This is a genomic window from Streptomyces sp. NPDC101234, from assembly GCF_044767525.1.
In the GTDB taxonomy this organism is placed as follows: domain Bacteria; phylum Actinomycetota; class Actinomycetes; order Streptomycetales; family Streptomycetaceae; genus Streptomyces; species Streptomyces sasae.
In genome coordinates, this window is sequence record NZ_JBIWOA010000075.1 from 1 (window position 1) to 22088 (window position 22088).

Annotated in this window: 21 protein-coding genes and 5 pseudogenes; 10 read left to right on the forward strand and 16 right to left on the reverse strand. The window is 67.7% G+C overall.

The genetic code is table 11. The features are described 5' to 3' along the window. Positions 1 to 290: 290 nt before the first annotated feature. Positions 291 to 1175, forward strand: a complete 885-nt coding sequence (locus tag ACIRR9_RS54510) for a helix-turn-helix transcriptional regulator (RefSeq protein ID WP_403769106.1) — start codon at positions 291 to 293, stop codon at positions 1173 to 1175. Beyond that, positions 1172 to 2044, forward strand: coding sequence for a helix-turn-helix domain-containing protein (locus tag ACIRR9_RS54515; RefSeq protein WP_403769109.1), 873 nt, complete (start codon positions 1172 to 1174; stop codon positions 2042 to 2044). Before ACIRR9_RS54510 ends, ACIRR9_RS54515 begins: the two co-directional genes overlap by 4 nt. On the opposite strand, the pseudogene ACIRR9_RS54520 reads toward ACIRR9_RS54515, so the two are convergent. The 3 pseudogenes from ACIRR9_RS54520 to ACIRR9_RS54530 all read right to left on the reverse strand — a co-directional run. After that, a pseudogene (locus ACIRR9_RS54520) lies at positions 2034 to 2588 on the reverse strand (XdhC family protein); the annotation flags it as partial. The gene ACIRR9_RS54515 and the pseudogene ACIRR9_RS54520 overlap by 11 nt on opposite strands. A gap of 73 nt (positions 2589 to 2661) precedes the next feature. Beyond that, positions 2662 to 2832: pseudogene (locus ACIRR9_RS54525) on the reverse strand (xanthine dehydrogenase family protein subunit M); the annotation flags it as partial. A 7-nt stretch (positions 2833 to 2839) separates the two neighbouring features. Next, positions 2840 to 3272: pseudogene (locus ACIRR9_RS54530) on the reverse strand ((2Fe-2S)-binding protein). On the opposite strand from ACIRR9_RS54530, the gene ACIRR9_RS54535 reads away from it, so the two are divergent. The 3 genes from ACIRR9_RS54535 (at position 3157) to ACIRR9_RS54545 (ending at position 4781) form a co-directional block, all read left to right on the forward strand. After that, positions 3157 to 3435 carry a hypothetical protein gene (locus tag ACIRR9_RS54535; RefSeq protein ID WP_403769163.1) on the forward strand — a complete coding sequence of 93 codons (279 nt, stop codon included), beginning with the start codon at positions 3157 to 3159 and terminating at the stop codon, positions 3433 to 3435. The pseudogene ACIRR9_RS54530 and the gene ACIRR9_RS54535 overlap by 116 nt on opposite strands. A 199-nt stretch (positions 3436 to 3634) precedes the next feature. Next, positions 3635 to 4111, forward strand: coding sequence for a hypothetical protein (locus ACIRR9_RS54540; protein WP_403769111.1), 477 nt, complete (start codon positions 3635 to 3637; stop codon positions 4109 to 4111). A 100-nt stretch (positions 4112 to 4211) separates the two neighbouring features. After that, on the forward strand, positions 4212 to 4781 hold the full coding sequence (locus tag ACIRR9_RS54545) for a hypothetical protein (RefSeq protein WP_403769114.1): 570 nt from the start codon (positions 4212 to 4214) through the stop codon (positions 4779 to 4781). 22 nt (positions 4782 to 4803) lie between these two features. Here ACIRR9_RS54545 and ACIRR9_RS54550 read toward each other — a convergent pair whose 3' ends face one another. The 4 genes from ACIRR9_RS54550 to ACIRR9_RS54565 all read right to left on the reverse strand — a co-directional run bounded on the left by ACIRR9_RS54550 (position 4804) and on the right by ACIRR9_RS54565 (position 9031). Next, a complete protein-coding gene (locus ACIRR9_RS54550; protein WP_403769117.1) occupies positions 4804 to 5460 on the reverse strand; it encodes a TetR/AcrR family transcriptional regulator in 657 nt (218 codons plus the stop codon). Further along, positions 5424 to 5753: a non-heme iron oxygenase ferredoxin subunit gene (locus ACIRR9_RS54555; protein ID WP_403769120.1), complete on the reverse strand. Its 330-nt coding sequence runs from the start codon at positions 5751 to 5753 to the stop codon at positions 5424 to 5426. The genes ACIRR9_RS54550 and ACIRR9_RS54555 overlap by 37 nt, the downstream gene beginning before the upstream one ends. A 460-nt stretch (positions 5754 to 6213) precedes the next feature. Continuing rightward, positions 6214 to 7662: an MFS transporter gene (locus tag ACIRR9_RS54560; protein ID WP_403769123.1), complete on the reverse strand. Its 1449-nt coding sequence runs from the start codon at positions 7660 to 7662 to the stop codon at positions 6214 to 6216. A 256-nt stretch (positions 7663 to 7918) separates the two neighbouring features. Then, positions 7919 to 9031 (reverse strand): epoxide hydrolase family protein, encoded by a 1113-nt coding sequence (locus ACIRR9_RS54565; protein ID WP_403769126.1) that lies wholly within the window; start codon positions 9029 to 9031, stop codon positions 7919 to 7921. Between the two features lie 141 nt (positions 9032 to 9172). Between ACIRR9_RS54565 and ACIRR9_RS54570 the strand changes: the two are divergent. Beyond that, a pseudogene (locus ACIRR9_RS54570) lies at positions 9173 to 10216 on the forward strand (helix-turn-helix transcriptional regulator). 353 nt (positions 10217 to 10569) lie between these two features. Here the strand turns inward: ACIRR9_RS54570 and ACIRR9_RS54575 are convergent. Next, positions 10570 to 11517 carry an alpha/beta hydrolase gene (locus ACIRR9_RS54575; protein ID WP_403769128.1) on the reverse strand — a complete coding sequence of 316 codons (948 nt, stop codon included), beginning with the start codon at positions 11515 to 11517 and terminating at the stop codon, positions 10570 to 10572. A 79-nt stretch (positions 11518 to 11596) separates the two neighbouring features. Beyond that, positions 11597 to 12456 (reverse strand): annotated as a pseudogene (locus ACIRR9_RS54580) (helix-turn-helix domain-containing protein). 211 nt (positions 12457 to 12667) lie between these two features. Here ACIRR9_RS54580 and ACIRR9_RS54585 point away from each other — a divergent pair. Beyond that, positions 12668 to 12829, forward strand: a complete 162-nt coding sequence (locus ACIRR9_RS54585) for a hypothetical protein (protein ID WP_403769130.1) — start codon at positions 12668 to 12670, stop codon at positions 12827 to 12829. A 35-nt stretch (positions 12830 to 12864) separates the two neighbouring features. On the opposite strand, the gene ACIRR9_RS54590 is transcribed toward ACIRR9_RS54585, so the two are convergent. After that, positions 12865 to 13908 (reverse strand): NAD(P)-dependent alcohol dehydrogenase, encoded by a 1044-nt coding sequence (locus ACIRR9_RS54590; protein WP_403769133.1) that lies wholly within the window; start codon positions 13906 to 13908, stop codon positions 12865 to 12867. A gap of 180 nt (positions 13909 to 14088) precedes the next feature. On the opposite strand from ACIRR9_RS54590, the gene ACIRR9_RS54595 reads away from it, so the two are divergent. From ACIRR9_RS54595 to ACIRR9_RS54605, 3 genes are all read left to right on the forward strand, one after another. After that, positions 14089 to 15075, forward strand: a complete 987-nt coding sequence (locus tag ACIRR9_RS54595; protein WP_403769136.1) for an NADP-dependent oxidoreductase — start codon at positions 14089 to 14091, stop codon at positions 15073 to 15075. A gap of 116 nt (positions 15076 to 15191) precedes the next feature. After that, the gene (sodN, locus tag ACIRR9_RS54600) at positions 15192 to 15587 is read left to right on the forward strand and encodes a superoxide dismutase, Ni (protein ID WP_403769139.1); all 396 of its coding nucleotides are present in this window, start codon (positions 15192 to 15194) and stop codon (positions 15585 to 15587) included. A 64-nt stretch (positions 15588 to 15651) separates the two neighbouring features. Continuing rightward, positions 15652 to 16410 (forward strand): SDR family NAD(P)-dependent oxidoreductase, encoded by a 759-nt coding sequence (locus ACIRR9_RS54605; RefSeq protein WP_403769142.1) that lies wholly within the window; start codon positions 15652 to 15654, stop codon positions 16408 to 16410. 221 nt (positions 16411 to 16631) lie between these two features. On the opposite strand, the gene ACIRR9_RS54610 is transcribed toward ACIRR9_RS54605, so the two are convergent. The 6 genes from ACIRR9_RS54610 to ACIRR9_RS54635 all read right to left on the reverse strand — a co-directional run bounded on the left by ACIRR9_RS54610 (position 16632) and on the right by ACIRR9_RS54635 (position 21829). Further along, complete coding sequence (locus ACIRR9_RS54610) at positions 16632 to 18077, reverse strand: MFS transporter (protein WP_403769145.1); 1446 nt, start codon at positions 18075 to 18077, stop codon at positions 16632 to 16634. Between the two features lie 225 nt (positions 18078 to 18302). Continuing rightward, positions 18303 to 19178 carry a helix-turn-helix transcriptional regulator gene (locus ACIRR9_RS54615; RefSeq protein ID WP_403769148.1) on the reverse strand — a complete coding sequence of 292 codons (876 nt, stop codon included), beginning with the start codon at positions 19176 to 19178 and terminating at the stop codon, positions 18303 to 18305. 100 nt (positions 19179 to 19278) lie between these two features. Further along, positions 19279 to 19617, reverse strand: coding sequence for a MoaF-related domain-containing protein (locus ACIRR9_RS54620; protein ID WP_403769151.1), 339 nt, complete (start codon positions 19615 to 19617; stop codon positions 19279 to 19281). A gap of 39 nt (positions 19618 to 19656) precedes the next feature. Further along, positions 19657 to 20358, reverse strand: coding sequence for a type 1 glutamine amidotransferase domain-containing protein (locus ACIRR9_RS54625; protein ID WP_403769154.1), 702 nt, complete (start codon positions 20356 to 20358; stop codon positions 19657 to 19659). A gap of 27 nt (positions 20359 to 20385) precedes the next feature. Then, a complete protein-coding gene (locus ACIRR9_RS54630) occupies positions 20386 to 20775 on the reverse strand; it encodes a nuclear transport factor 2 family protein (RefSeq protein ID WP_403769157.1) in 390 nt (129 codons plus the stop codon). Positions 20776 to 20971: 196 nt separating this feature from the next. Further along, entirely contained in the window at positions 20972 to 21829 is an 858-nt protein-coding gene (locus ACIRR9_RS54635; RefSeq protein WP_403769160.1) for a helix-turn-helix transcriptional regulator, read from the reverse strand. Between the last annotated feature and the right edge of the window lie 259 nt (positions 21830 to 22088).

Here is a 22088-nt window from a genome sequence, read left to right on the forward strand (position 1 = left end):
CACCGTCCGGATCACCGCGTCCGTCGGCGTTAGAATCCGCGGATCCTCCCGCTCCTCGAAACGGACATCACCGGGCCCGTGCATCACTGCTCCACGCATGAGGGTGCTTCTTTCGGTGCGAGGGGTTCTGGTCGGCAGCCTCGAACACAAAAGCACCGCGTGCTTCGCTCCGGGCTGCTCGATATCGAGCCTCACACGCGGACGCGGGCGCGAAAAGCGGAGAGATTCATCCTGGGAAGGAAACATCCTGGGAGAAAACTGTCCCCCCTTCCCGGCGTGCGATCGATGCCATGCTGGGAAACATGACCAGCAGTATTCCCCTCAACGAGCTGGGAGAATTTCTCAGGAAACGTCGCTCCGAACTGAGCCCGCGCACGGTCGGACTGCCGGAGACGGGCGGACCCCGCCGGGTGCCCGGGCTGCGCCGTCAGGAAGTCGCCCACCTCGCGTCGATCAGCACCGACTACTACACCCGGCTCGAACAAGGACGCATCCCCGCGTCCGGTCCCGTTCTGGACACGCTCGCCCGGGTACTCCACCTGGATGACGACGAGCGCCGGTACCTCTTCCGGCTCGCCGGCAAAACCGTCACTCGCACGCGGCGCCGCGGGACGCAGCGGGTCCAGCCGCAGTTGCAGCGCGTCCTTGACGGTCTCACCACGACACCGGCGATGGTGCAGAGCCGGCGGGGAGACGTCCTGGCCTGGAACTCTCTGGCGGCCGCGCTGGTCATCGATTTCTCCCGGATCCCGGAGAAGCACCGCAACTACACCCGGCTGCTGTTCACCGAACCGACGGTCCGCGATCTGTACGCCGACTGGGAGACGGCGGCGCGGATCACCGTGGCACAGCTGCGGATGGAGGCGGCGAAGTATCCCGAGGATCCCCGCCTGATCGCTCTCGTCGGTGAACTCTCCCTCCGCGACGAGCAGTTCGTCAGGTGGTGGCGCGACCACCAGGTCGCCGCCCGCACCGTCGGCAGGAAGACCTACCTCCATCCGGTCGTGGGTGAGCTCACCCTCGACTGCGACGTCCTCACCACCAGCACCGACCCCGACCAGCACATGACCATCTGGACCGCCGCCCCGGGCCCCGCCGCACACGACCAGCTGCGCATCCTCGCCTCATGGGCCGCCGACCAGAACCTGCCGGCCTCCTCAGGATGGGAAGCATGACCCACAACGCGCCCCTCAACGAGCTGGGAGAGTTCCTCAAGAAGCGCCGCTCCGAGCTGAGCCCGCGCACGGTCGGGCTGGCCGAGACAGGCGGGCCCCGCCGGGTCGCCGGACTCCGCCGGGAGGAAGTCGCCCAGCTCGCCTCGATCAGCACGGACTACTACACACGGCTGGAGCAGGGCCGTATGCAGGCGTCCGCGCCGGTGCTGGAGACTCTGGCCCGGGTCCTCCATCTGGACGACGACGAGCGCGGTTATCTCTTCCAGCTCGCCGGGAAGACCACGCCCCGCACCCGGCGTCGCGGCCGCCAGCAGGTGCAGCCGCAGCTCCAGCGCGTTCTGGACGACCTCACCGCCATCCCTGCCATCGTGCAGGGCCGTCGAGGGGACATCCTGGCCTGGAACACGCTGGCGGCCGCCCTGGTCACCGATTTCTCCCGCGTTCCGGAGAAGCACCGCAACTACCCTCGGCTCATTTTCACCGATCCGGCGATGCGCACCCTGTACGCCGACTGGGAGGCCTCGGCGCAGATCGCCGTGGCGCAGATTCGAATGGAGGCCGCCCAGTACCCCGAGGACCCTCGTCTGATCGAGCTGGTCGGTGAACTGTCCACGCGGGACAAGCAGTTCGCCAAGTGGTGGGGCGACCACAAGGTCGCCGCACGTACGGTCGGCACCAAGACCCTGAATCACCCGGTCGTCGGCGAACTCGTCCTGGACTGGGACACCTACACCGCCAACACCGACGCCGACCAGCACTTGACCGTCTGGACGGCCGCGCCCGGCTCCCCCACCCACGAACGGCTGCGCCTGCTGGCGTCCTGGGCTGCCGACCAGCGCCTCCAGGCCTCCTCCGCGCTCAGCCGCTGACCAGCACCGGCCGCTCCCCCGGGTTCGGCCGACGGAGCGGGCCCGTGCCCCGGGACAGGGGCAGGCCGGTTCCCCCGTGAGCGTGGGCGACGATCTCCGCGGTGATGGACACCGCCGTCTCCTCGGGCGTACGCGCTCCCAGGTCGAGACCGATGGGCGAGCGGAGCCGGGCCGGCTGCTCCCGCGTCACACCCGCCTCCCTCAGCAGGAGCAGGCGCTCGTCGTGGGTGCGCCGGGACCCCATCGCCCCCACATAGCCAACAGGCAGATCGAGCGCCAGCCGCAGCAGGGGTACGTCGACCTTCGCGTCGTGGGTGAGCACGCAGACGGCGGTACGGGCGTCCACCTCGGTGGTCGCCAGGTAGCGGTGGGGCCAGTCGACGACGACCTCGTCCGCGTGTGGGAATCGCGCTTCGGTGGCGAAGACGGGGCGGGCGTCGCAAACGGTGACCCGGTATCCGAGGAAGCGGCCGGCCTGGCTCAGGGCCGCGGCGAAGTCGACCGCTCCGAAGACCAGCATGCGGGGGCGGGTGGCGCGCACATTGCGGGGGGGGTGCGGCGACCTCGGCCATGCGGACCAGGGCGCCTATGCGCAGCCCGCCGCCCTGGTTGACGCGGATGTCCCGCCGTGGCAGGCCGGTGATGTCGACCAACGTCTCGGGCCGCTCGACGATCTCGCGCATCAGGTCGACGAGCGTGGTGCCGCCGGCGATGTGACGGCCGCCACGGCGACCGCCGTCGAGGGCCTGATCGGTGTCGGAGGCCTTGGTGACGGCGAAGGGATGCATCAGGCCCTCACATCCGGCCGACGGCGGCCTGCTCGACCGCGCGCACGATCTTGACGTAGCAGCCGCAGCGGCAGATGTTGCCGCTCATCCACTCCCGGATCTCCTGCGGTGAACCGCTGTGGCACTCCTGGATGCAGCCGACGCCGGACAGGATCTGGCCGGGGGTGCAGTAGCCGCACTGGAAGGCGTTCTGATCGATGAACGCCTGCTGGAGCGGGTGACCGGCGCCCGTCGACCAGGACTGTGCAGGCTCCGGCGTTGCAGCCCTTCTTGGAGCCGGTCAGAGCGAAGAGCTCGGGCAGCAGGTCCAGCAGCGAGGTGCGATTGTCCACCGCCACCGTCCGCCGGGTGCCGTTGACCGTCAGGGAGACCCTGCTGGAGGGCGCCGCCTCGACGGCGACCGCCTCCTCCGAATCGACGAGCAGCGATTCTCCGATCACACCTCCCGCGATCACGGCACCACCGACCGCAGTGGTGGTGGCGATGAAGGTGCGCCGGCTCGGCGTTGTGGAAGGTTCACCGTCTCCGGCGGAGGGCGGAACGGCAGCACAGGCCTGGGCGCTGGATCGTCATCGAAGGGGCCTGGAGAGCCGCGCGCCATGAGAGCGACGGCTGGTCACGCGGGCACTCTGACACCGCCGCCCCGGCCCATGGGAGGGAGACTTTCCTCCCTCCTTAACTTTGCTCTCGACCGGCCAACCGCATCTCAACGGGGAGGTCGCGGGTCCTAGTGCTTTCTTATGAGGCGCGTTGCGCCAAGAGACCGATTCCCGCGCACCTGGGCGACCGTACGGTGAAGCGCATGAGCAACGCAGCGCGCAAAACCTCCAGCGACTGCGCGCTGGACGTCGTCCGGGGCCACGTGGGCCACGACGCCGACGCGGTCCAGGAGGCACTGGCCGGTCTGGACACAGGCAGTCGAATCGAGGTGTACGCCGTCCTGAGTGGTCTGCTGCGCTCCACGATCAGCATCATGGAACTGACCGGCAGGCACTGGAGACTGGACGAGCTGGTCCGGCATTCGGATGAGGTCGCCACCACAGCCCCGCCCCACTACGAGTTCGCCATCGCCGAAGCGACTCGGGCCTGGGCCCGAGGCGACGACTCGGCGATGCGCGCGCTGTCGGGCCAGGACCTCCTGGGTGCCGTACACATGACGGCCGTGGGCGTCACCGCCCTCGGTCTGGCCCTATGGGGCAGGGCTGGATTCCTCGGTGTTCTCGAGGAGTTCGACAACACCGTCACCGAACTCGTCAATGATCAGCTTTCTGGCACCTAACACCGCAGTCCATGGTATGCGGAGATCAGACTCTCGTCGGCTTCGTCGTCGATGCCACCTGCCTGCGAAGCCGACGAGAACCCAACCCCTGGTATGCACAATGAACTTCCGCACCCCGCTGTCCGCCCTGTTCCCCGGGACCTCGGGCCGCCTCCTCACCGCCCTCGTCGCTCACCACGCGGTCGATGCCGATGGTCCGCTGACGCTGGACGAGTTGTCCAAGGACTCCGCGGTGACGCCCACGCAGTTGGAGGCGGCGCTGTTTCGCCTCGGCCTGCTCGGCCTGGTCGCCCCCCGACGCAAAGGGGAACCCGTACTGCTGGTCACGGGTCACATAGCCTGGGACGCCCTGCGCCAACTGACGGACCTACGCGAAGGCGTCGTCGACATGGTTCGCGAGCGGGCGCTGACCCACCTCCGCCCAGCACCGGACTACCTCGCGCTGAAGGGTGCCGTCGTCGACGGAACAGCGTCGCACCCTGCGGATGTTCTGGAGTTGATCGTCGTCGCTCCGGCGCCCACCCCGGCAGACTGGCATCACGCCCTGGCCGATCTGGTCGCACAGCTGTCCGTTGATCTGGGGAACGTCGTCGTCCACCACAGCGCCCATGACACCGGGGAAGCCGAGGCCATGGGTGAAGGAAAGGCCGTACACGTTCTGCCGTCGTGACGGTCGTTGCCGTGCCGGTCAGTCATGCCTCGGAGTCATGACGGTCCTCTTCGGGGCCTCCGGTCAACAGCCGGACCATGTCCGCCCAGGTGGCCTGCAGACGCGCGGTGGTGACCTGGCGGTCCTCGCGGAGGTAGTCCATGGTCTCGAAGTTCGTGAACACGAGCATGGCGTGGGCGAGCATCTCGTGGTCGGCCGCCACTCCCGCTTCCCTCAGGAGGGATGTGATGTGGTGGTGGAAGGACCGGGCGTTGTCGGCGGAGTGGCGCCGCTCAAGGGGGACTTGGCGGGCCAGCGCGGCCCCCAGGTCGTTCTCGTCGGTGATGCGCTCGATCAGGGCACAACCGAAAGCGGTGAGCCGCTCCCTCGGCGGTGCTCCCGGGCCCAACGGAGGCGGACCCGAGGTGTACGCCTCACGGAACTCGGCCTCGGCGTCGCCCAGCAGGGTCAGCAGGAGCCCGGTGCGGTCGCCGAACCTGCGGAACAGAGTGCCCTTTCCCACCCCGGCCGCTCGGGCCACCTCGTGCATCGTCACGTGCTCCGCGCCCTGCTCGGCCACCAGCCGAGCGGCCGCCTCCAGCAGTCGAGCACGGTTGCGGGCCGCGTCGGCCCGCTCCGCGGTGCACTCTTCAGAAACCCGTGTCACCGTTCGCTCCACGGTAGGAGTGCGTACACGCATCCGTCCTCGATCTGCACCGGGTACACCGGGACGGGATGGGTCGCCGGCGGATCGAGGGGGTGGCCGGTGCGCAGGTCGAAGCGTGAACCGTGCAGCCAGCACTCGACCGTGCACCCGTCCACCTCTCCCTCGGAAAGCGAGACGGCACTGTGCGAGCACATGTCGTGAATCGCGAAGACCTGTTTCTCGGCCAGGACGAGGGAGAGGGGAACGCCCTCCACCTCGAACCTCCGGGGAACGCCGTCCTCCAGTACGTCGAACTTGCACAGGTACGTGTAACCGTCGCTCGGCATGGCTCTCCTCGGGAGCATCCAGAACACATGGGGTGGGCCATCGGCTCCTCGGGGATGCATCAGGCAGATCCGGCCGGTCAGGAGCATCACGCACGTGATCGTGGCTGATCAGCAACGATAGCGACACGACCCGAAACCGGGACCCGACCCCGGCCCGAACCGGCCTCGGCACATGGTCCTAGGCCGCCGTCGCATCACCGAATACCGGAGAGACAGGCGTGGATCGCACCGACCCGACCTGATCCCGTTCGGCAAGCTGCAGGAGTTCCTCGCCAAGAACCTCGCGTGATCACCGGCCGACCGGCGGCCCCCTCGCGGAGCGCCGCCGGTGCTGCGATCAACAGTGCGGACCGGCAGTGCCGTTCAGCGCAGGCTCTGGTTCAGGAACGTGATGATGGTGTCCCAGGCCGGGGTGACCGGGCGGGCAGGTGTGGAGTGCCGTCCACGGGCACCCTTTGTTTCAGCTGGCGATTTCTACGGGCCGGGTCTCCGGAGCCGGTTGTGTACGTCGCGGCATGACGGCCGCGACCAGCACAGCGGTCAGCGCGAGCACTCCCGTCGCCGTGAGCATGGCCACGTCGAAGCCGTCCACGGTGGCGTCGGCCACGGAGGTGGAGGCTCCTTCGGCGCCACCGAGCGCGGCGGCCGTGACCATGGCGGCGATGGTGTTGAGCAGCGCGGTTCCGATGGCGCCGCCGAGCTGAGTGATCGCGTTGACCGCGGCGGAGGCCACCCCGGCCTCACTCGGGTCGACGCCGTGCGTCGCCATCGAGATGGCGGTGCTGAGCGCGCAACCGAGACCGGTCCCGGCCAGCAGCTGCGCGGGAAGGAACCTGGTCAGGAAGAGCGCGTCACCGCCGGGGTCCATACCGACCAGGAGCAGCGTCCCGAGCCCCAGCGCGACGATCGCGCAGATGACGAGGGTTCGGGGCTGCAGGAACGTGGAGAGCCGGGGCGTGAGCACGGTGGAGCCGAACGCGGTCGCGGCGGCGAAGGGGACGAACGCCGCGCCGGCCAGCAACGGGGAGTATCCGAGAAGTTCCTGGAACCAGTAGGTCATCACCAGGTAGAACCCGAACAGCGCCACCTGTGGCAGCCCGAACGCCAAGAACGAGGCGCCGCGCTCCCGGTGCAGGACTATGTGGAAGGGCAGCAGTGGCTCACGGACGCGGCCATGTGCGACCACGAACCCGACCGTACTGACCACGGCGACGGCGAAGCAGCCGAGCACGGCGGGACTGCCCCAACCGTAGACGGCACCTTCCGACAACGCGAAGACGAGGGCGGTCAGGCCGATCACGCTGGTGAGTACACCCCCCACGTCGATCCGCACGGCATGGCGGGGCGCTGACGGGACGAACAAGGCCGTCCAGACCAGGGCCAGTACGACGATCGGAACGTTGATCAGCAGGCCCCACCGCCAGCTCACGTACTCCGTGAGCGCACCCCCCAGCAGCAGTCCGGTCGCGGCCCCCGCGCCGGTGATGGCGCCGAACACACCGAACGCGATGCCGCGTTCGCGTGGCTGTGAGTAGGTCCTGCTGATGATCGACAGGCCGGCCGGTGCCAGCAGCGCCGCGAAGACGCCTTGCGCCGCCCGCCCCGCGAACAGCAGCCTGGCAGTGGGCGCGAGCCCCGCCAGCACGGACGCGACCGCGAAGCCGACCAGCCCGACCACGAAAGCCCGCCGCAGCCCGAGGCGGTCACTCAGGCGCCCTCCGACCAGCAGCAGTCCACCGAACGCGAGCGCATAGGCAGTGATCACCCAGCCGCGTGACGTCTCACTGATGCCCAGATCTCGCTGCGCGACGGGCAACGCGATCGTCACCACGGTCGAGTCGAGCACGATCATCAACTGCGCGAGGCCTGCGGTAGCCAGCACCCACCACGGTGAGCGAGTCCGAAGCATGCTTACTCCTTTGTCAACGAGGAATGTCCCTTGCGCCGTCTTCCGCAGAGGCAGGTCGGAGTGCCGAGACGGCTGGCATGAACTTGCCGATGCTGTGCGCCAGACATCTCGATCGGCCATCGGCTCCCCCGGGGATGCGTCAGGCAGGTCCCGCCGGCCGGGAGGGTCAGCGTGACCGACATGACGGTGGCCGATCTCAACGCTGGCGACGCGGCCCAGGACCAGCGTTGTGATCCGGAGTTCAAGCTGGTGAAGGTCAGAGACCGGAGAAGAACGTGCGGATGTCGCCGACGAGTTCTCGGGGTGCTTCCATGGCGGCGAAGTGCCCGCCATGTGCGAACTCGGACCAGTGGGTGATGTTGTAGGTCTTCTCGGCGAGCGTACGGATCGGCTGGGTGAGTTCGTGCGCGAAGACCGCGACCCCCAGCGGGACGGGCAGAGGCTCCTGAAAGCCTTCCGCCATGTTGGAGTTCTCGAAGTACAGTCGCGCCGACGAGGCCGCCGTGCCGGTCAGCCAGTACAGCATGATGTTGGTCAGCATCTGGTCGCGGTCTACGGCGTCCTCCGGCACGTTCTCGGAGTCGGTCCACAGCCGGAAAGGGTCCACGATCCAGGCGAGCTGCCCTACCGGCGAGTCGTGCAGGCCGAAGGCCAGGGTCTGCGGCCGGGTGGCCTGGATCTTCATGTAGCCGGACAGCTCGTCCATGAACCGCTGGTAGCCGCCCAGGAGGCCCTTCTCCTCGTCGGTGAGCCCTGCCAGTTCGGCCGGATCACCTGAGGGAAACGTCGGCAGCATGTTCACATGCACCCCGACGACATGCTCGGAGGCGACCTTACCGAGCGCGAGCGAGATACCCGAGCCCCAGTCGCCACCCTGCACGCCGTAACGGACGTAGCCGAGGCGTCGCATCAGCTCGGCCCAGGCCCTGGCGACACGTTCGATGGTCCAGCCCGTCTCGGTGGTCGGGCCGGAGAAGCCGAAGCCCGAGATCGACGGGATGACCAGGTGGAACTCTTCGGCCAGTAGCTCGATGATCTTGTCGAACTCCACCACGGAACCAGGCCAGCCGTGCGTGATGATCAGCGGCAGGGCATCCGGATTCGCGGACCGGACGTGCAGGAAGTGCACGTTCTGCCCGTCGATCTCCGTGATGAACTGCGGAAAGGAGTTGAGCCGCCGCTCGTGGACCCGCCAGTCGTAGGAGTGGCGCCAGTACGCGACCAGTTCCTTGAGGTAGCCGAGGGACACGCCATAGCTCCAGCCGACCTCGGGCAGCTCGTCCGGCCAGCGGGTGAGGTCGAGGCGGGCGTGCAGGTCGTCCAGCTGTGACTGCGGGATGTCGATGCGGAATGGCTTGATGTCGTTCATGAGGACGACCTTAGAAGCACCTTAGGACAGATAAAGTCCTAAGTATCCCAGGTCGCTGGCAGCAATCGGGCAGCGGCGGCCTCTCCGAGGTGGGCCAGGTGGGACACCATCGGACGCCTACCATGTGGCAGTCTGGCGGGCATGCCGGAGACTTCCGCGCGGCTGCTCAAACTGTTGTCGCTTCTCCAGAATCACCGTGACTGGTCCGGCGCCCGGCTGGCCGAACAACTGGGGGTCACCACCCGAACGGTCCGCAGGGACGACGAGCGCCTGCGCGACCTGGGCTACCCGGTCGAGGCCATCCAGGGCGTTGCGGGCTACCGGCTCGGAGCCGGTGCTTCCCTGCCACCACTGCTGCTCGATGACGACGAGGCGGTAGCCGTGGTCGTAGGCCTGCGCACGGCGGCGGGCGGCTCGGTCGCGGGGATCGAGGAGACCTCCCTGCGCGCGCTGGCCAAGCTCGAACAGATGCTGCCGTCCCGCCTGCGGCACCGCGTCGGCACTCTGCACCAGGCGACGGTACGGGTCGATGCGACAGGCCCCGCGGTCAGCCCGGACACGCTGATGGCGATCGCAGAGGCCTGTCGCCGCCACGAGCGCTTGCGCTTCGACTACTCCAGCCCTCACACGGGCCGTACGGTCCGCGATGTCGAGCCGCACAGCCTGGTCAGCTTCGTCCGCCGCTGATACCTCGTGGCTTGGGACATCGAGCGCGGCGACTGGCGTACGTTCAGAGTGGACCGCCTGGAGCCCCGCACGCCCACCGGCCCCCGGTTCACTCCCAGGCAACCGCCCCACGGCGATGTCGCCGCCTACCTCGCGCACCAGCTGTCCTCGCAGGTATGGCCTTACCGGGCCACCGTCACCTTGCACAAGCCTGCCGACGCCGTCACTGATCGGATCTTCCCAGGCACGGGCGTCGTCGAGGCCGTGGACGACCGCACCTGCCTCTTGCACGTCGGCGCCGACACCCCGTCCAGCCTGCTCTTGATGATCACATCGGTCGACGCCGACTTCACCCTTGTCAGCGGCCCGGCTGAACTCAAAGAGGCCCTCCGTACCCAAGCCGCCCGCAACCTCCGCGCCCTTCTACCGCCCGCGGTCGGCGATCAAGCCTTCCAGGACCAGATCACCCGCCTCGAACGCCTCATCCACAACATCGAACAAGGCAGCTTGGCTCCGTAGCGGGGAAGAGCGGCGGTACTCGTGCACACTCCAGCCGCTTCCCGTCGACGCGGGCGGCCGCCCCGGGCAGAGCACCGCCGACGTGGCGTTCGCAGCTCAGGCCGACGGACGGGCCTGGAACGCCATCACCGGCGGGCCTTTCCGTACGCCAACGATGAGCAACGCCTGGACTTCGAGGCGACACAGCCGGCGTCTGGGAGATCCAACCCGCCTGGCTGCGCCTGATCGACAACCAACGTGGCTTCGGACACAAGCCGAGCGGACCGATCCGAGCGACGAGACTCTGCGCTGACACGGCATCGCCCCCCGCCGGCCGGTTCAGTTCACCGGCGTGACAGAGGGCAAGAGGTCGTTCACGCAAGGTTCTTGGTGAAGAACTCCTCCAGCTTGTCGAACGGAATGCGGTCCGTCCTGTCGTACAGGTCGATGTGGTTGGCGTCCGGGACGACGTGGAGCTCCTTTGGCTCCGACGCCTCCTTGTAGACGTTGTCACTGAAGAACCGCGAGAAGGCCTGCTCGCCGACGATGAGGAGAATCGGCCGCGGCGAGATCCACTTGAGGCGGTCGAGCATCGTGAAGTTCATGAACGCCATGTCGCTCGTCCGCGTGAACTGCGTGATGGAGTTGGGGTGGTAGCCCCGCGGGGTGGAGTAGAACTCGCCGAACTCGCGAGCGATGGGCTCGGTGTTCTCGTCGAAGCCGATCGCGGCGCCACGCGGGCCGAGGGCGGGCTGGCCCTCCAGGAAGTCCGTGTACCGCTGCTCACCGAGGCTGTCGAGCACCTCGGCCCGCTGCTCGTCGGTGAGCGGGCCGGTGGGGCCCAGGTTGGCGGCGGCCCAGGAGATGTCGACCATGGAGGTGGCCGCGACGGCCTTGATGCGCCGGTCGGCCTGGGCGGCGCCGAGCGCGAACGAACCACTGCCGCAGATGCCGATCACGCCGATGCGCTCCCGGTCCACGAAGTCGCGCGTGCCCAGGTAGTCCACAGCCGCGCTGAAGTCCTCGACGAAGATGTCCGGTGACGAGGCGTGGCGCGGCTCACCGCCGCTGTAGCCGTTGAACGACGGGTCGAAGGCGAGGGCCACGAACCCGCGCTTGGCCAGGTTCTGGGCGTAGACGCCAGGCCCCTGCTCCTTGACGCCGCTGTACGGAGGGCCGATCAGGACCGCCGGATACTGCCGGGACTCGTCGAAGTCCTTGGGCCGATAGAGGTCGGCCGCAATGGTGATTCCGTACCTGTTCTTGTACGAGACCGGAGTACGGCTCACGTTCTCGTCGAGATCGAAGATGTAGTTGTCCATCGTCGGCGCTCCTTCTGTTGCCTTGACCGTTTACCAAAATGATCGACGGCGTACACCAGAAAATGCTGCACCTTTATCTCTACCGGCGGGAGGGAGAGTTTTCTCCCTGGGAGGCAAGCAGACGCAGCCGGTCTTCCGAGGGCGATCCAGGTTCAGCGGTATAGACCGTCAGGGTGAGGCCGGGTTCGGCCGCCATGTCCAGGTCCTCGTAACAGAAGGTGAGATCGCCGACGACCGAGTGCCGGAATCGCTTGGTCCCCGCGCCGTGATGGCGGACGTTGTGGGCACTCCAGCGTGTGCGGAACTCCTCGCTGGAGGTGGACAGCTCGCCGATGAGGTCGCGCAGATCCTTGTCGTGGGGGTTACGGCCCAACTCGGTGCGCAGGATGGCGACGGCGTGATCGGCGAAGAGCTCCCAGTCGGGGTAAAAACGACGGGAGCCGGGGTCCAGGAAGTTGTAGCGGACGAGGTTCGCCTGGTTGGTGGCCGCGGCGTAGAGGCCGGTGTAGAAGGCGCGGGCGAGCCGGTTGGTGGCGAGCAGGTCCAGTCGGCCGTTGCGGACGAAGGCGGGCCCGGCGGTGATCGCGTCCAGGGTCCACTGCATGCTCCGGCGCGAGGCCCATGGCCTGTGGTACGGGGGCGCCTGAGGGCGTCGGAACCGTCGGCGACCCGAGCGAGATGGGAGAGGTAGACGCGTTCGGCGTCGTCCAGTCGGAGGACGCGGGCGACAGCTTCGAGGACGGCCGGGGAGACACCGGCCAAGTTGCCGCGCTCGAGTTTGGCGTAGTACTCGACGCTCATGCCGGCCAGGGCAGCGACCTCGCTCCGACGCAGCCCGGGTACGCGGCGCCCCGGTCCGACGGGCAGCCCGCAGCGTTCCGGAGTGATCTTGGCTCGCCGCGAGGTGAGGAACTCGCGGACCTCTGCACGGTTGTCCACGCCGCGACGGTACGTGCAGGAGGGCGCATAAGGAAAGGTCTACTAAAGGCGGTCTCTCCTTCTTTCCGGGAGAGCAAGATGGGGGGAATTCTTCCTCCTCACAATGGGGCCGCTCAATGCCACGCTTGCCGCGTTTCCCGATCAATAATGTGAGTCGAGAACGCTCCAGGCACCCCTGGCATCGGAAGGAGCCAAAGATGGCAGACAAAGGATGACCACACCCGAGGCGGTGCAGGCCATCTACGACGCCATCCCGGCCGAGGATAACGACCTGCACTGGATCCACGGCACCGACCGGCGCTTCGACGGCTACAACTACTTCAGCGAGCACCCCGAGGTCGCCGTGGCCTCGTTCGACAAGCACCTCGGCTGACCCCGGGCAGCGGCTCAGTTGAAGCTCGAGCAGGCTCAGGCCAGCGTCGCGATATCGATCACGAAGCGGTAGCGCACGTCCGAGGAGAGCACTCGCTCGTACGCCTCGTTGACCTTGTCCACCGGGATGACCTCGATCTCGGCGCCGATCCCGTGCTCGCCGCAGAAGTCCAGCATCTCCTGCGTCTCCCGGATGCCGCCGATCGACGAACCGGCGTACGAACGGCCGCGCGACAGGAGGGAGAAGACGCTCAGCGACAGCGGTTCCCTGGGCGCGCCGACGTTGACCATGGTGCCGCCCACGGCGAGCAGGGAGAGATAGGCGTCGAGATCGAGCTTGGCGCTCACCGTGTTGACGATGAGGTCGAAGGTCCCTGCCAGTTCCTCGAACGTGGCCGGGTCGCTCGTGGCGTAGTAGTGGTCCGCACCAAGACGCAGGCCGTCGTCCGTCTTCTTCAACGACTGTGACAGCACGGTGACTTCGGCGCCCAGCGCGTGGGCGAACTTGACACCCATGTGACCGAGGCCGCCGAGTCCGACGATGGCCACCTTCTTGCCGGGGCCGGCGCCCCAGCGGTGCAGTGGCGAGTACGTGGTGATGCCCGCGCACAGCAGCGGGGCTGCCTCGTCCAGGGCGACGCTGTCAGGGACGCGGACGACGAAGTCCTCGTCGACGACGATGTGCGTGGAGTATCCGCCCTGGGTGAGCGTGCCGTCCTTGTCCACGGAGCCGTAGGTCATCGTCATGCCGTTGAGGCAGTACTGCTCCTCGCCCTTCAGGCAGGAGTCGCAGGTACGGCAGGAGTTGACCATGCAGCCGACGCCAACGCGGTCACCGACCGCGTACTTGGTCACCTCGGAGCCGACCTGGGTGACGACTCCGGCGATCTCGTGGCCGGGGGCCAGGGGGTAGGGCACCGGGCCCCAGTCCCCACGGACGCAATGGATGTCCGAGTGGCAGATGCCGGCGTACTTGATCTCGATGAGCACATCGCGCGGGCCGGCATCGCGGCGCTCCAGGGTGGTCCGCACGAGCGGTTCGGTCGCGGATGTAGCGGCGTACGCGTTGACGGTGAACACGTTTCTCCAAACAAGTGAATCGGGTCGCTGTAACTGATTCCCCGATTGAACGCTCCCACCGTCGACCGGTTCCTACAAGGGAGGGATTCGTCCCAGGGACAGAACTCTCCCTCCTTCACCGTAAATACCCTGGATACGATCGTTTGGTTTTCCCACCAGGCATTCAAGTTAGGACAACAGATGAAGGTCATTGGACTGAGTCAGTACGGCGGCCCCGAAGTGCTGCGGCCGTTCGAACTACCGGACCCGCGCCCAGGAGCCGGGGAGGTGCTGATTCGTGTGCACGCCGCTGGGGTGAACCCCGTCGACGCCATGGTCCGGTCGGGGCTGTTGGAGGGCATGTACCAGGGACTCACTCCGCCGTTCGTTCCGGGAATGGAAGTCGCTGGCACGATCGAGGAATTGGGCGGCGATATCGATCCCGACTGGGGTCTTTTTCCAGGTGCGCGCGTCGTCGGATTCGTCGACAACAACGGACGTCATGGCGGCTACAGCGAATATCTCGCCCTTTCCGCGCGATCCGTGGCCATTGCGCCCTCGGGCGCGTCGGCCGCCGAGACGGCAGGCTTCCTCAACAACGCCCTCACCGCGAGGAATGTGCTCGACGCGTTCCGGCTCGCCCCGGGAGCGACACTCCTGGTGTCCGGAGCCGCAGGGTCGGTCGGCGGTTATCTCGTCGAACTCGCCGTCGCCGAGGGCCTGCACGTCGTGGCCGTCGCCGCGGAGGAGGACGTGGACCTTCTGCACTCACTCGGCGCACAGACCTTCGTGCCTCGCGGCCCCGAGGTCGCGGATCGTGTACTCGAAGAGCTGGGCGCTCCGGTGGACGCGGTCGCCGACGCCGCTTTGCTGCACGAACGCATCGCGCCCGCCGTTCGTGACGGCGGTCAGATCGGGATCCTGCGCATCTGGGACGGCGCCCCCGGGCGCGATATCAAGGTCAAGCACCTGAACGTACGCGAGCGGCGTACCGACCGGGACGCGATCATACGTCTCCGGGATCAGGTAGAGGACGGCACCATCACGTTGCGCGCGGCGATGCCCTTCGCCGCGGACGACGCGGTGGCCGCCCACGCCAGACTGGACCAGGGCGGGCTTCGTGAGCGGATCGTGCTCGAATTCGATGCGGAGGCATGGAAGTCGGACTCCTCGGTGAACGGCCAATGACACAAGTCCTGTCGTGAGCTGAGACTTTGGTCGTACGACGAATGGACCTCTCGACATCTCCGGCATGACCGGAAGTAATGTCGCACCTGAAAACGATCACGAGGAAGGAATTCTCCATGCGTTCCCACCTGTTTGCCCCCAAGGTCAAGGTCAGCGCACACTGCGACCTGCCCTGTGGTGTGTACGACCCGGCCCAGGCCCGCATCGAGGCGGAGTCCGTGAAGGCCGTCCAGGAAAAGATGGCCGGCAACGACGACCCGCACTTCCAGGCGCGCGCCACCGTCATCAAGGAGCAGCGTGCCGAGTTGGCCAAGCACCACGTCTCGGTGCTCTGGAGCGACTATTTCAAGCCCCCGCACTTCGAGAAGTACCCGGAGCTGCACCAGTTGGTCAACGACGCCCTGAAGGCCCTCTCGGCCGCCAAGGCGTCCACCGACCCAGCCACCGGCCAGAAGGCCCTCGACTACATCGCCCAGATCGACAAGATCTTCTGGGAGACCAAGAAGGCCTGACCAGCATCCGCGTCCTCCCCCACCCCCACTGCGTTCACTCCCCCCACATCCAGGAGAACCCTGCATGAAGGTCGCCATCGTCACCGGCGGCAGCTCCGGCATCGGACAGAGCGCCGCGATCGAGATCGCCAAGCGCGGAGCCGGAGTCATCCTGACCTACGGCAACAACCAGCAGGGAGGGCTGGAGACGGCTGCGCTCATCGAGAAGGAGGGGGGCACGGCCGTCGCGTTGCCGCTGGACGTCGGCGAGAGCGCCGCGTTCCCGGCCTTCCGCGACACCGTTGCCGAAGTACTGCGCGACACTTGGCAGCGCGACACCTTCGACTTCCTGATCAACAACGCCGGCTTCGGGCAGCCCTCGTCGATCGCGGACACGAGCGAGGAACTGTTCGACCGGCTCATGCGGGTCCTGCTCAAGGGACCGTACTTCCTGACACAAAGGTTGCTGCCCCTGCTGGCGGACGGCGGAGCGATCGTCAACACGAGCAGCAACTACGCGGCGGCGACCAGCGTGGAGCCGGGTTACGCGGCCTATGCCTCGATGAAGGGCGGTCTGGACGTGCTGACCCGGTACATGGCCAAGGAGTTCGCCCCGCGCGGCATCCGTGTCAACGCGGTCTCGCCTGGGATGACCCGCACCCGCATCGGCGACGACGCCTTCACCCGGTTCCCCGAGATCATCCCGGCCATCACCGCGAAGACAGCGCTCGGCCGCGCGGGCGAACCCGACGACATCGGTGCGGTGATCGCCACCCTCGTCTCCGACGAGAGCCGCTGGGTCACCGCTCAGAACATCGAGATATCTGGCGGCTACAACCTCTAGCCACCCGGCGCACCATCGGGTGGGTCGAGCCGGACGAGCGCGATGGACGTGCGCCGTGTGAGAAGGAGAGCCGACGAGGGTTGTGATGGCGTGGCCACGCGGCGCTTCCTTCTGCGGCGACTCCCAGGACCTGTCCGGCTGCGGTCGCATCCGCATCACCCCACCGCCCGCTGTCTCTCCCCTCACGGCCAGGACAGCGGGCGGACTGCATGGTGATGCCGTCAGCTCCGACCTGACTCCACAGGCTCAGCCCGCCGAAGGCGCAGCACGGGGACCACATTCAGGAGCAGTCCGATCGTCGCAACGCCGGTGACCAGGTTCAGGCCGGGCCGATAGCCCGTGAAGTCGGCCCCGCTGTCGCCGGCTCCGGCGAGTACGGCGGTGAGCACGGCCAGGACGAGGGCGCCGCCGACCTGGCCGGAGGTCTGCACCAGGCCAGAGGCGAGGCCCTGTTCGGAGTCGTCGATGCCTTCGGTGGCCTGGGCCATGATCGCGCCGTAGCCGAAGGCGAAGCCGCCACCGAGGAGCACCAGGGACGGGAACATGCTCAGCAGGTAGTCGGGTGAGGAGCCGGCGGAGACCAGGAACCAGACATAGCCGAGCGTCATCGAGATCATCGCGGTGACGATCAGCGGCGCGGTGCCGAAGCGGTTGACGAGCCGTCCGGCGAGCGGTGAGCCGATGGCGACGATCAGTCCGACGGGCAGCAGCGCGAAGGCCATGCGCAGCGGCGACCAGCCGCGCCCGTCCTGGAGGAACAGCGTCATCATGAACTGGAAGCTGAGGTAGGAGCCCATCAGCGCGACCATGCTGAGGTTGGCCCGCACCGTGGTCGCCTGGCGCAGGATGGCGAAGCGGACGAGGGGGTGACGGACCCGCCGCTCGATCATGACGAAGGCGAGCAGCAGGACGACGGCCGCACCGAAGGTGGCGAGCGTCGTCAAGGAGGTCCAGCCCCGGTCAGGGGCGGTGACCACGGCGTACACGGCGAGCAGCATCCCGACGGTGAGGGTGACCGCTCCCGCCGGGTCCTGGCCACCCGTCTCGGTGCGCCGGTCGCGCGGGATCAGGATCAGGCCGGCGACCAGGGCGAGCAGCGCGAGGGGCACGGGCATGAAGAACGTCCAGCGCCAGCCGATCCCGGTGAGCAGGCCGCCCAGGATCAGGCCCGAGGAGTAGCCCAGGGCGCCGAAGAGGCTGAAGACCGACAGGGCTCTGTTGCGCTGCGGGCCCTCCGGGAAGGTCGTGGTGAGGATGGACAGGCCTGCGGGCGCGGTGAACGCGGCGGCCACACCCTTGACGAAGCGGGTGGCGATCAGCAGCGTGCCGTCGTCGACGAGACCGCCGAGCAGCGAGGCGGCGGCGAAGACCGCCAGTGCCGCGAGGAAGACCCGGCGGCGGCCGAGGAGATCCGCGGTACGACCGCCGAGCAGCATCAGTCCGCCGTAGCCGAGGACATAGCCGTTGACGATCCACTGAAGTGAGCCGGTGGCCAGGCCGAGGTCGTGGCCGATGGAGGGCAGAGCGATGCCGACCATCGAGACGTCGAGGCCGTCGAGGAAGAGCACCAGGCACAGCACGGCGAGGACGGCCCACAGGCGGGCGGTCCAACGTGGCTCGGCGGCAGGTGGAAGCGACGTCCCGGGAAGGGACTCGGTCAGGGACATGCGGAAGGATCTCTTTCCTGGCGAATGAGCCGGCCGGTGGACGCCTCGGCGCTGAGGAACCGGTCGCAAGTCGGCCCGACCGGGGAGCGAGAGCTCACGGCGCGGTCGGCCTCGCAATGAGCGTGCCAGGAGTGCCGTACATGAAGAAGGGAGAGCCTCTTCCTACGCGTGCGCTGCGTAGGACAAGAGACTCCCCCTCTGGCAGGGAATGAGCCTGGAGAACGGTCAGGCAGAGCTGCCGCTGCGCAGGTGGCTCGGGTCCGCTGCCCAGGAGGCCAGCATGCGCAGGCTGTCGTGCGTGGGCGTGCCCGCTTCGGCGGTCCAGACGATGATCTGGAGGTCGGGGTCGGCGGCCCAGGTGACGGCGTTCCAGTCGAGGTGCAGGTCGCCGACGACTGGGTGGCGCAGGTGCTTGGTCCCGGTGTCCCGGACGGCGACGTCGTGCGCGGCCCACCACTGACGGAACTGGTCGTCCCGGACCGAGAGTTCGCCCACCAGAGCGGCCAGCTGCACGTCACCGGGGTTGTTCGCGTTGTGCATCCGCATCTGGGCGATGGCCAGCCGGGTCACACCCTCCCAGTCCGCATACAGCTCCCGCATCGCAGGGTCGGTGATGAGCAACCTGATGTAGTAGCGCTGCTTCTCGGGGATCATCCCGAAGTCCGTGATCAAGGCCGCGCCCATCGCGTTCCAGGCGACGACCTCGGTACGCGGACCGATCACGAACGCCGGGGTGTGCGCCATGTCGTCGATCATGCGCTGCAACTGCACCTGGGCCTTCGGGCGCGGCCTGCGACGGGCCACCGCCGGACGGTACTCGCTGCGGTCCGCCAGCTCGCACAGATAGGCGCGCTGGTCGTCGTCCAGGCGCAGCACCCGGGCCAGGGACTCCAGCACGGACGGGGACGGCTGGATACGGCCCTGTTCCAGGCGGGCGTAGTAGTCGGTGCTGATGGCGGCCAGCACCGCGACCTCCTCACGGCGCAGGCCCGCCACGCGCCGCGGGCCGCCGTCGGGCAGTCCGACGGCGGCCGGGTCGAGCTCGGCGCGACGCGCCTTGAGGAATTCTCCCAGGTCGGTGCGGTGAGGATCGCTGTTCATGCCCTCAGCCTGACACTGGGTAGCGGCGTTGTCAGGGGGAGAGTTCTGTCCCTGGAAGGCCGCGCCGCCAGGTTGACGGGGCAGTCCGCCCGCCCCGCGGTCAGCGGACGCGGGTCCACGTCCCGTAGAGCTGGACGAACTGGCCTCCGACGACGGAGCTGGCCATGCAGGTCCCCTCCGTGTAGTCCTCGATGTGGGTGACGTGGTCACCGGCGTCGGGCTCGGTCCAGCGCACGACGTACAGGCCGTCGCGGAGCTGGCTGGTGGTGTACTCCATCGTCTGCTTCCGGCCCTTGATGGCACCGCTCGTCACCTCGAAGCTGACCTGGGTCGCCGAGTCGAAGGTGATCTCCACCGTGAAGTGGCCGAGCGGCGTGTCCGGACCGAGGTCCGCCAGCCAGGTCTGTCCCACGCTGGGAAGGGTCGCGTTGCTGTCCATCGGTGCTACCTCTTTCTGTGAGTGCTACTGCGGGGGGTGTCAGCCGAGGGCCTTGACGACCTCATGGGCCAGCGGAACGGCCGAGGCAGGGTTTTGGCCGGTGACAAGGGTGCGATCCACCTCGATGTGGGGGGCGAAGTTCTCCTCGCCCTTGCGGTAGTCCGCGCCCACGTCCGCGACGAGACGGTCCTGGAGCAGCCACTTCGCGCGGTCGGCGAGGCCGTTCTGGATCTCCTCGGAGTTGGACAGCCCGGTGAGGCGGTAGCCGGCGAACGGGGACTTGCCGTCGGAGTCCACGGTGGACAGCAGCGCGGCCGGGCCGTGGCACACCAGCGACACGATCTTGCCGGAGGCGAGCCAGTCGCTGAGCAGCTTGCCGGCCGCGGGGTCGTCGGAGAGGTCCTCCATCGGTCCCCAGCCGCCGGGGACGAAGACCGCGTCGTAGTCGTCGATGTCGACGTCCTCGATACGGACCGGGTTCGCCAGTTCGGTGGCCTCGCGCAGGGCGGTCTTCATGCGCTCCGCACCCTCGGGGCCGCCGTTGAAGTCCGGGGTCAGGCTGAGGGCGTCGGCGGTCGGCGGTACGCCGCCGGGGGTGGCCGCGGCGACCTCGTGGCCGGCCTCCTTGAAGACGCCGTACGGACCGATGGCCTCCTCGGCCCAGAAGCCGGCGGGCTGCTTGAACCCGTCAGCCAGGGTCCAGTGGTCGGCCGCGGTGATGAGAAAGAGGATCTTCGCCATGGGGTTGTTCTCCTGGGGTGAGGGCGATCAGCCGTTCGCGGCCTGCTGGACGACGTGGCTGTCGGCTGCCTGGATCAGGTGGGTGAGCCTGCCGCCGGCGACTGTCCACAGGTGGATGAACCGCGCGTCCGACTTCTGCCCGGACTTGGCGACGACGTGGTAGTGGCCTCGGACGAAGACGTGCTCACCGGCGTCGTAGAACTCCTCGGCGACCGCGCCGAAGGAGGAGAAGTTGGGCGCGAGCCGGGCGAAGAAGTCGGCGCCGGCGCTCGCCCAGGTCTTGTAGACACCGCCGTAGGGGAAGCCGGGGGTGATGTCCCAGACGATGTCGGGGTCGATGACCTCGGCGACCACGTCCGGTGCCATGCCGGAGTCGTAGAGCCGACGGACGAGAGCGAGGTTGGTGGAATCGGACATGGTGGTGCTCCTTGGAGATATGACCGTTACAAGGAATGGGAATCCGTCAGAAGGTGAAGCCTGCGGAGGAAAGGAAGCCGTTGCTCCTCAAGAAAGGCTTCAGCGGAACCCACGCTGGAATCATCGCATGGAATTCGAGCACGAAGGTAGGAAGGATTCGTCCCTGGCAGATCCCTGCTGATTCCAGACGTCCACACTAATTCGCACTCGGTTCTTTTCCTGTCCATGAGGAGAGGAAGCGCAGGCCCTCATGGGAGCGCGAGTGGGGTTCGGCGATCCAGACGACCAACCGTTGGTCGGGGTCGGCCTCACAGCTGAGGACATCCCAGTCGAGGGCGAGTTCGCCGGCGACCGGGTGGCGGAACACCTTGCTGCCACTGGTGCGGGGGGCGATCTGGCGCCCGCCCCACCACCGGCAGAACTGCTCGTCCTGCACCGACAGCTCACCCACGAGGGTTGTCAGCCCCAGGTCGTCAGGTTGGGCCGCGGCACACCGCCGCAGCAGGGCGATGGCGTTGCGGGCGGAGTTCTCCCAGTCCACGTACAGCGTCCTCATCTTCGGATCCGTGAAGAGCTGCCGGATGTAGTTGCGCTGCTGCTCGGGGATCTGCGTGAAGTCGATGCCGAACAGGGCGGTGGCCATCGGGTTCCACGCCAGGACGTCCAGGTTCCTGCCCAGGATCATGGCGGGCGTGACGGTGAGGTCTTCCAGGACGGTGCGCAGCTGGGGCTGCACCTTCTGTGCGGCCCGCCGCCGAGGCAGGTTGACCTCCCGCCCGACCAGCTCGAACAAATGGTCCCGCTGCTCGTCGTTCAGCCGCAGGGCACGGACGAGGGCGCTCAGCACGGAGATGGAGGGGGCGATGCGGCCCTGCTCCAAGCGGGTGTAGTGGTGGGTGCTGACGGAAGCGAGCACGGCCACCTCTTCGCGGCGCAGCCCTGCCACACGCCGCCGCCCGTCGGGGTCGGGCAGTCCGACCATGCGCGGGCTGAGCTCGGCCCGGCGGGCCTTGAGGAATTCACCCAGCTCGTTGAGATGTGCGCTGTTGGTCATGCTCCCGAGTCTCGCACCGCCGGCAAGTCGGCAGGGTAGGAGAGTTCTGTCCCTGGATACCGCCCGCCCGAGCTGGAACTCTGCTTCGTGAGGAGATCTGCCTGAATTCCCAGGCCCGAAAATCGGCCGTCGGCAGAATTCCTGAAGTGGGAGAATAAGCATGCGTGGAACTGTGTTGTATGGCCCCGGTGATGTCCGTTTCGAGGAGCGGGAGGATCCGCGGATTCTAACGCCGACGGACGCGGTGATCCGGACGGTC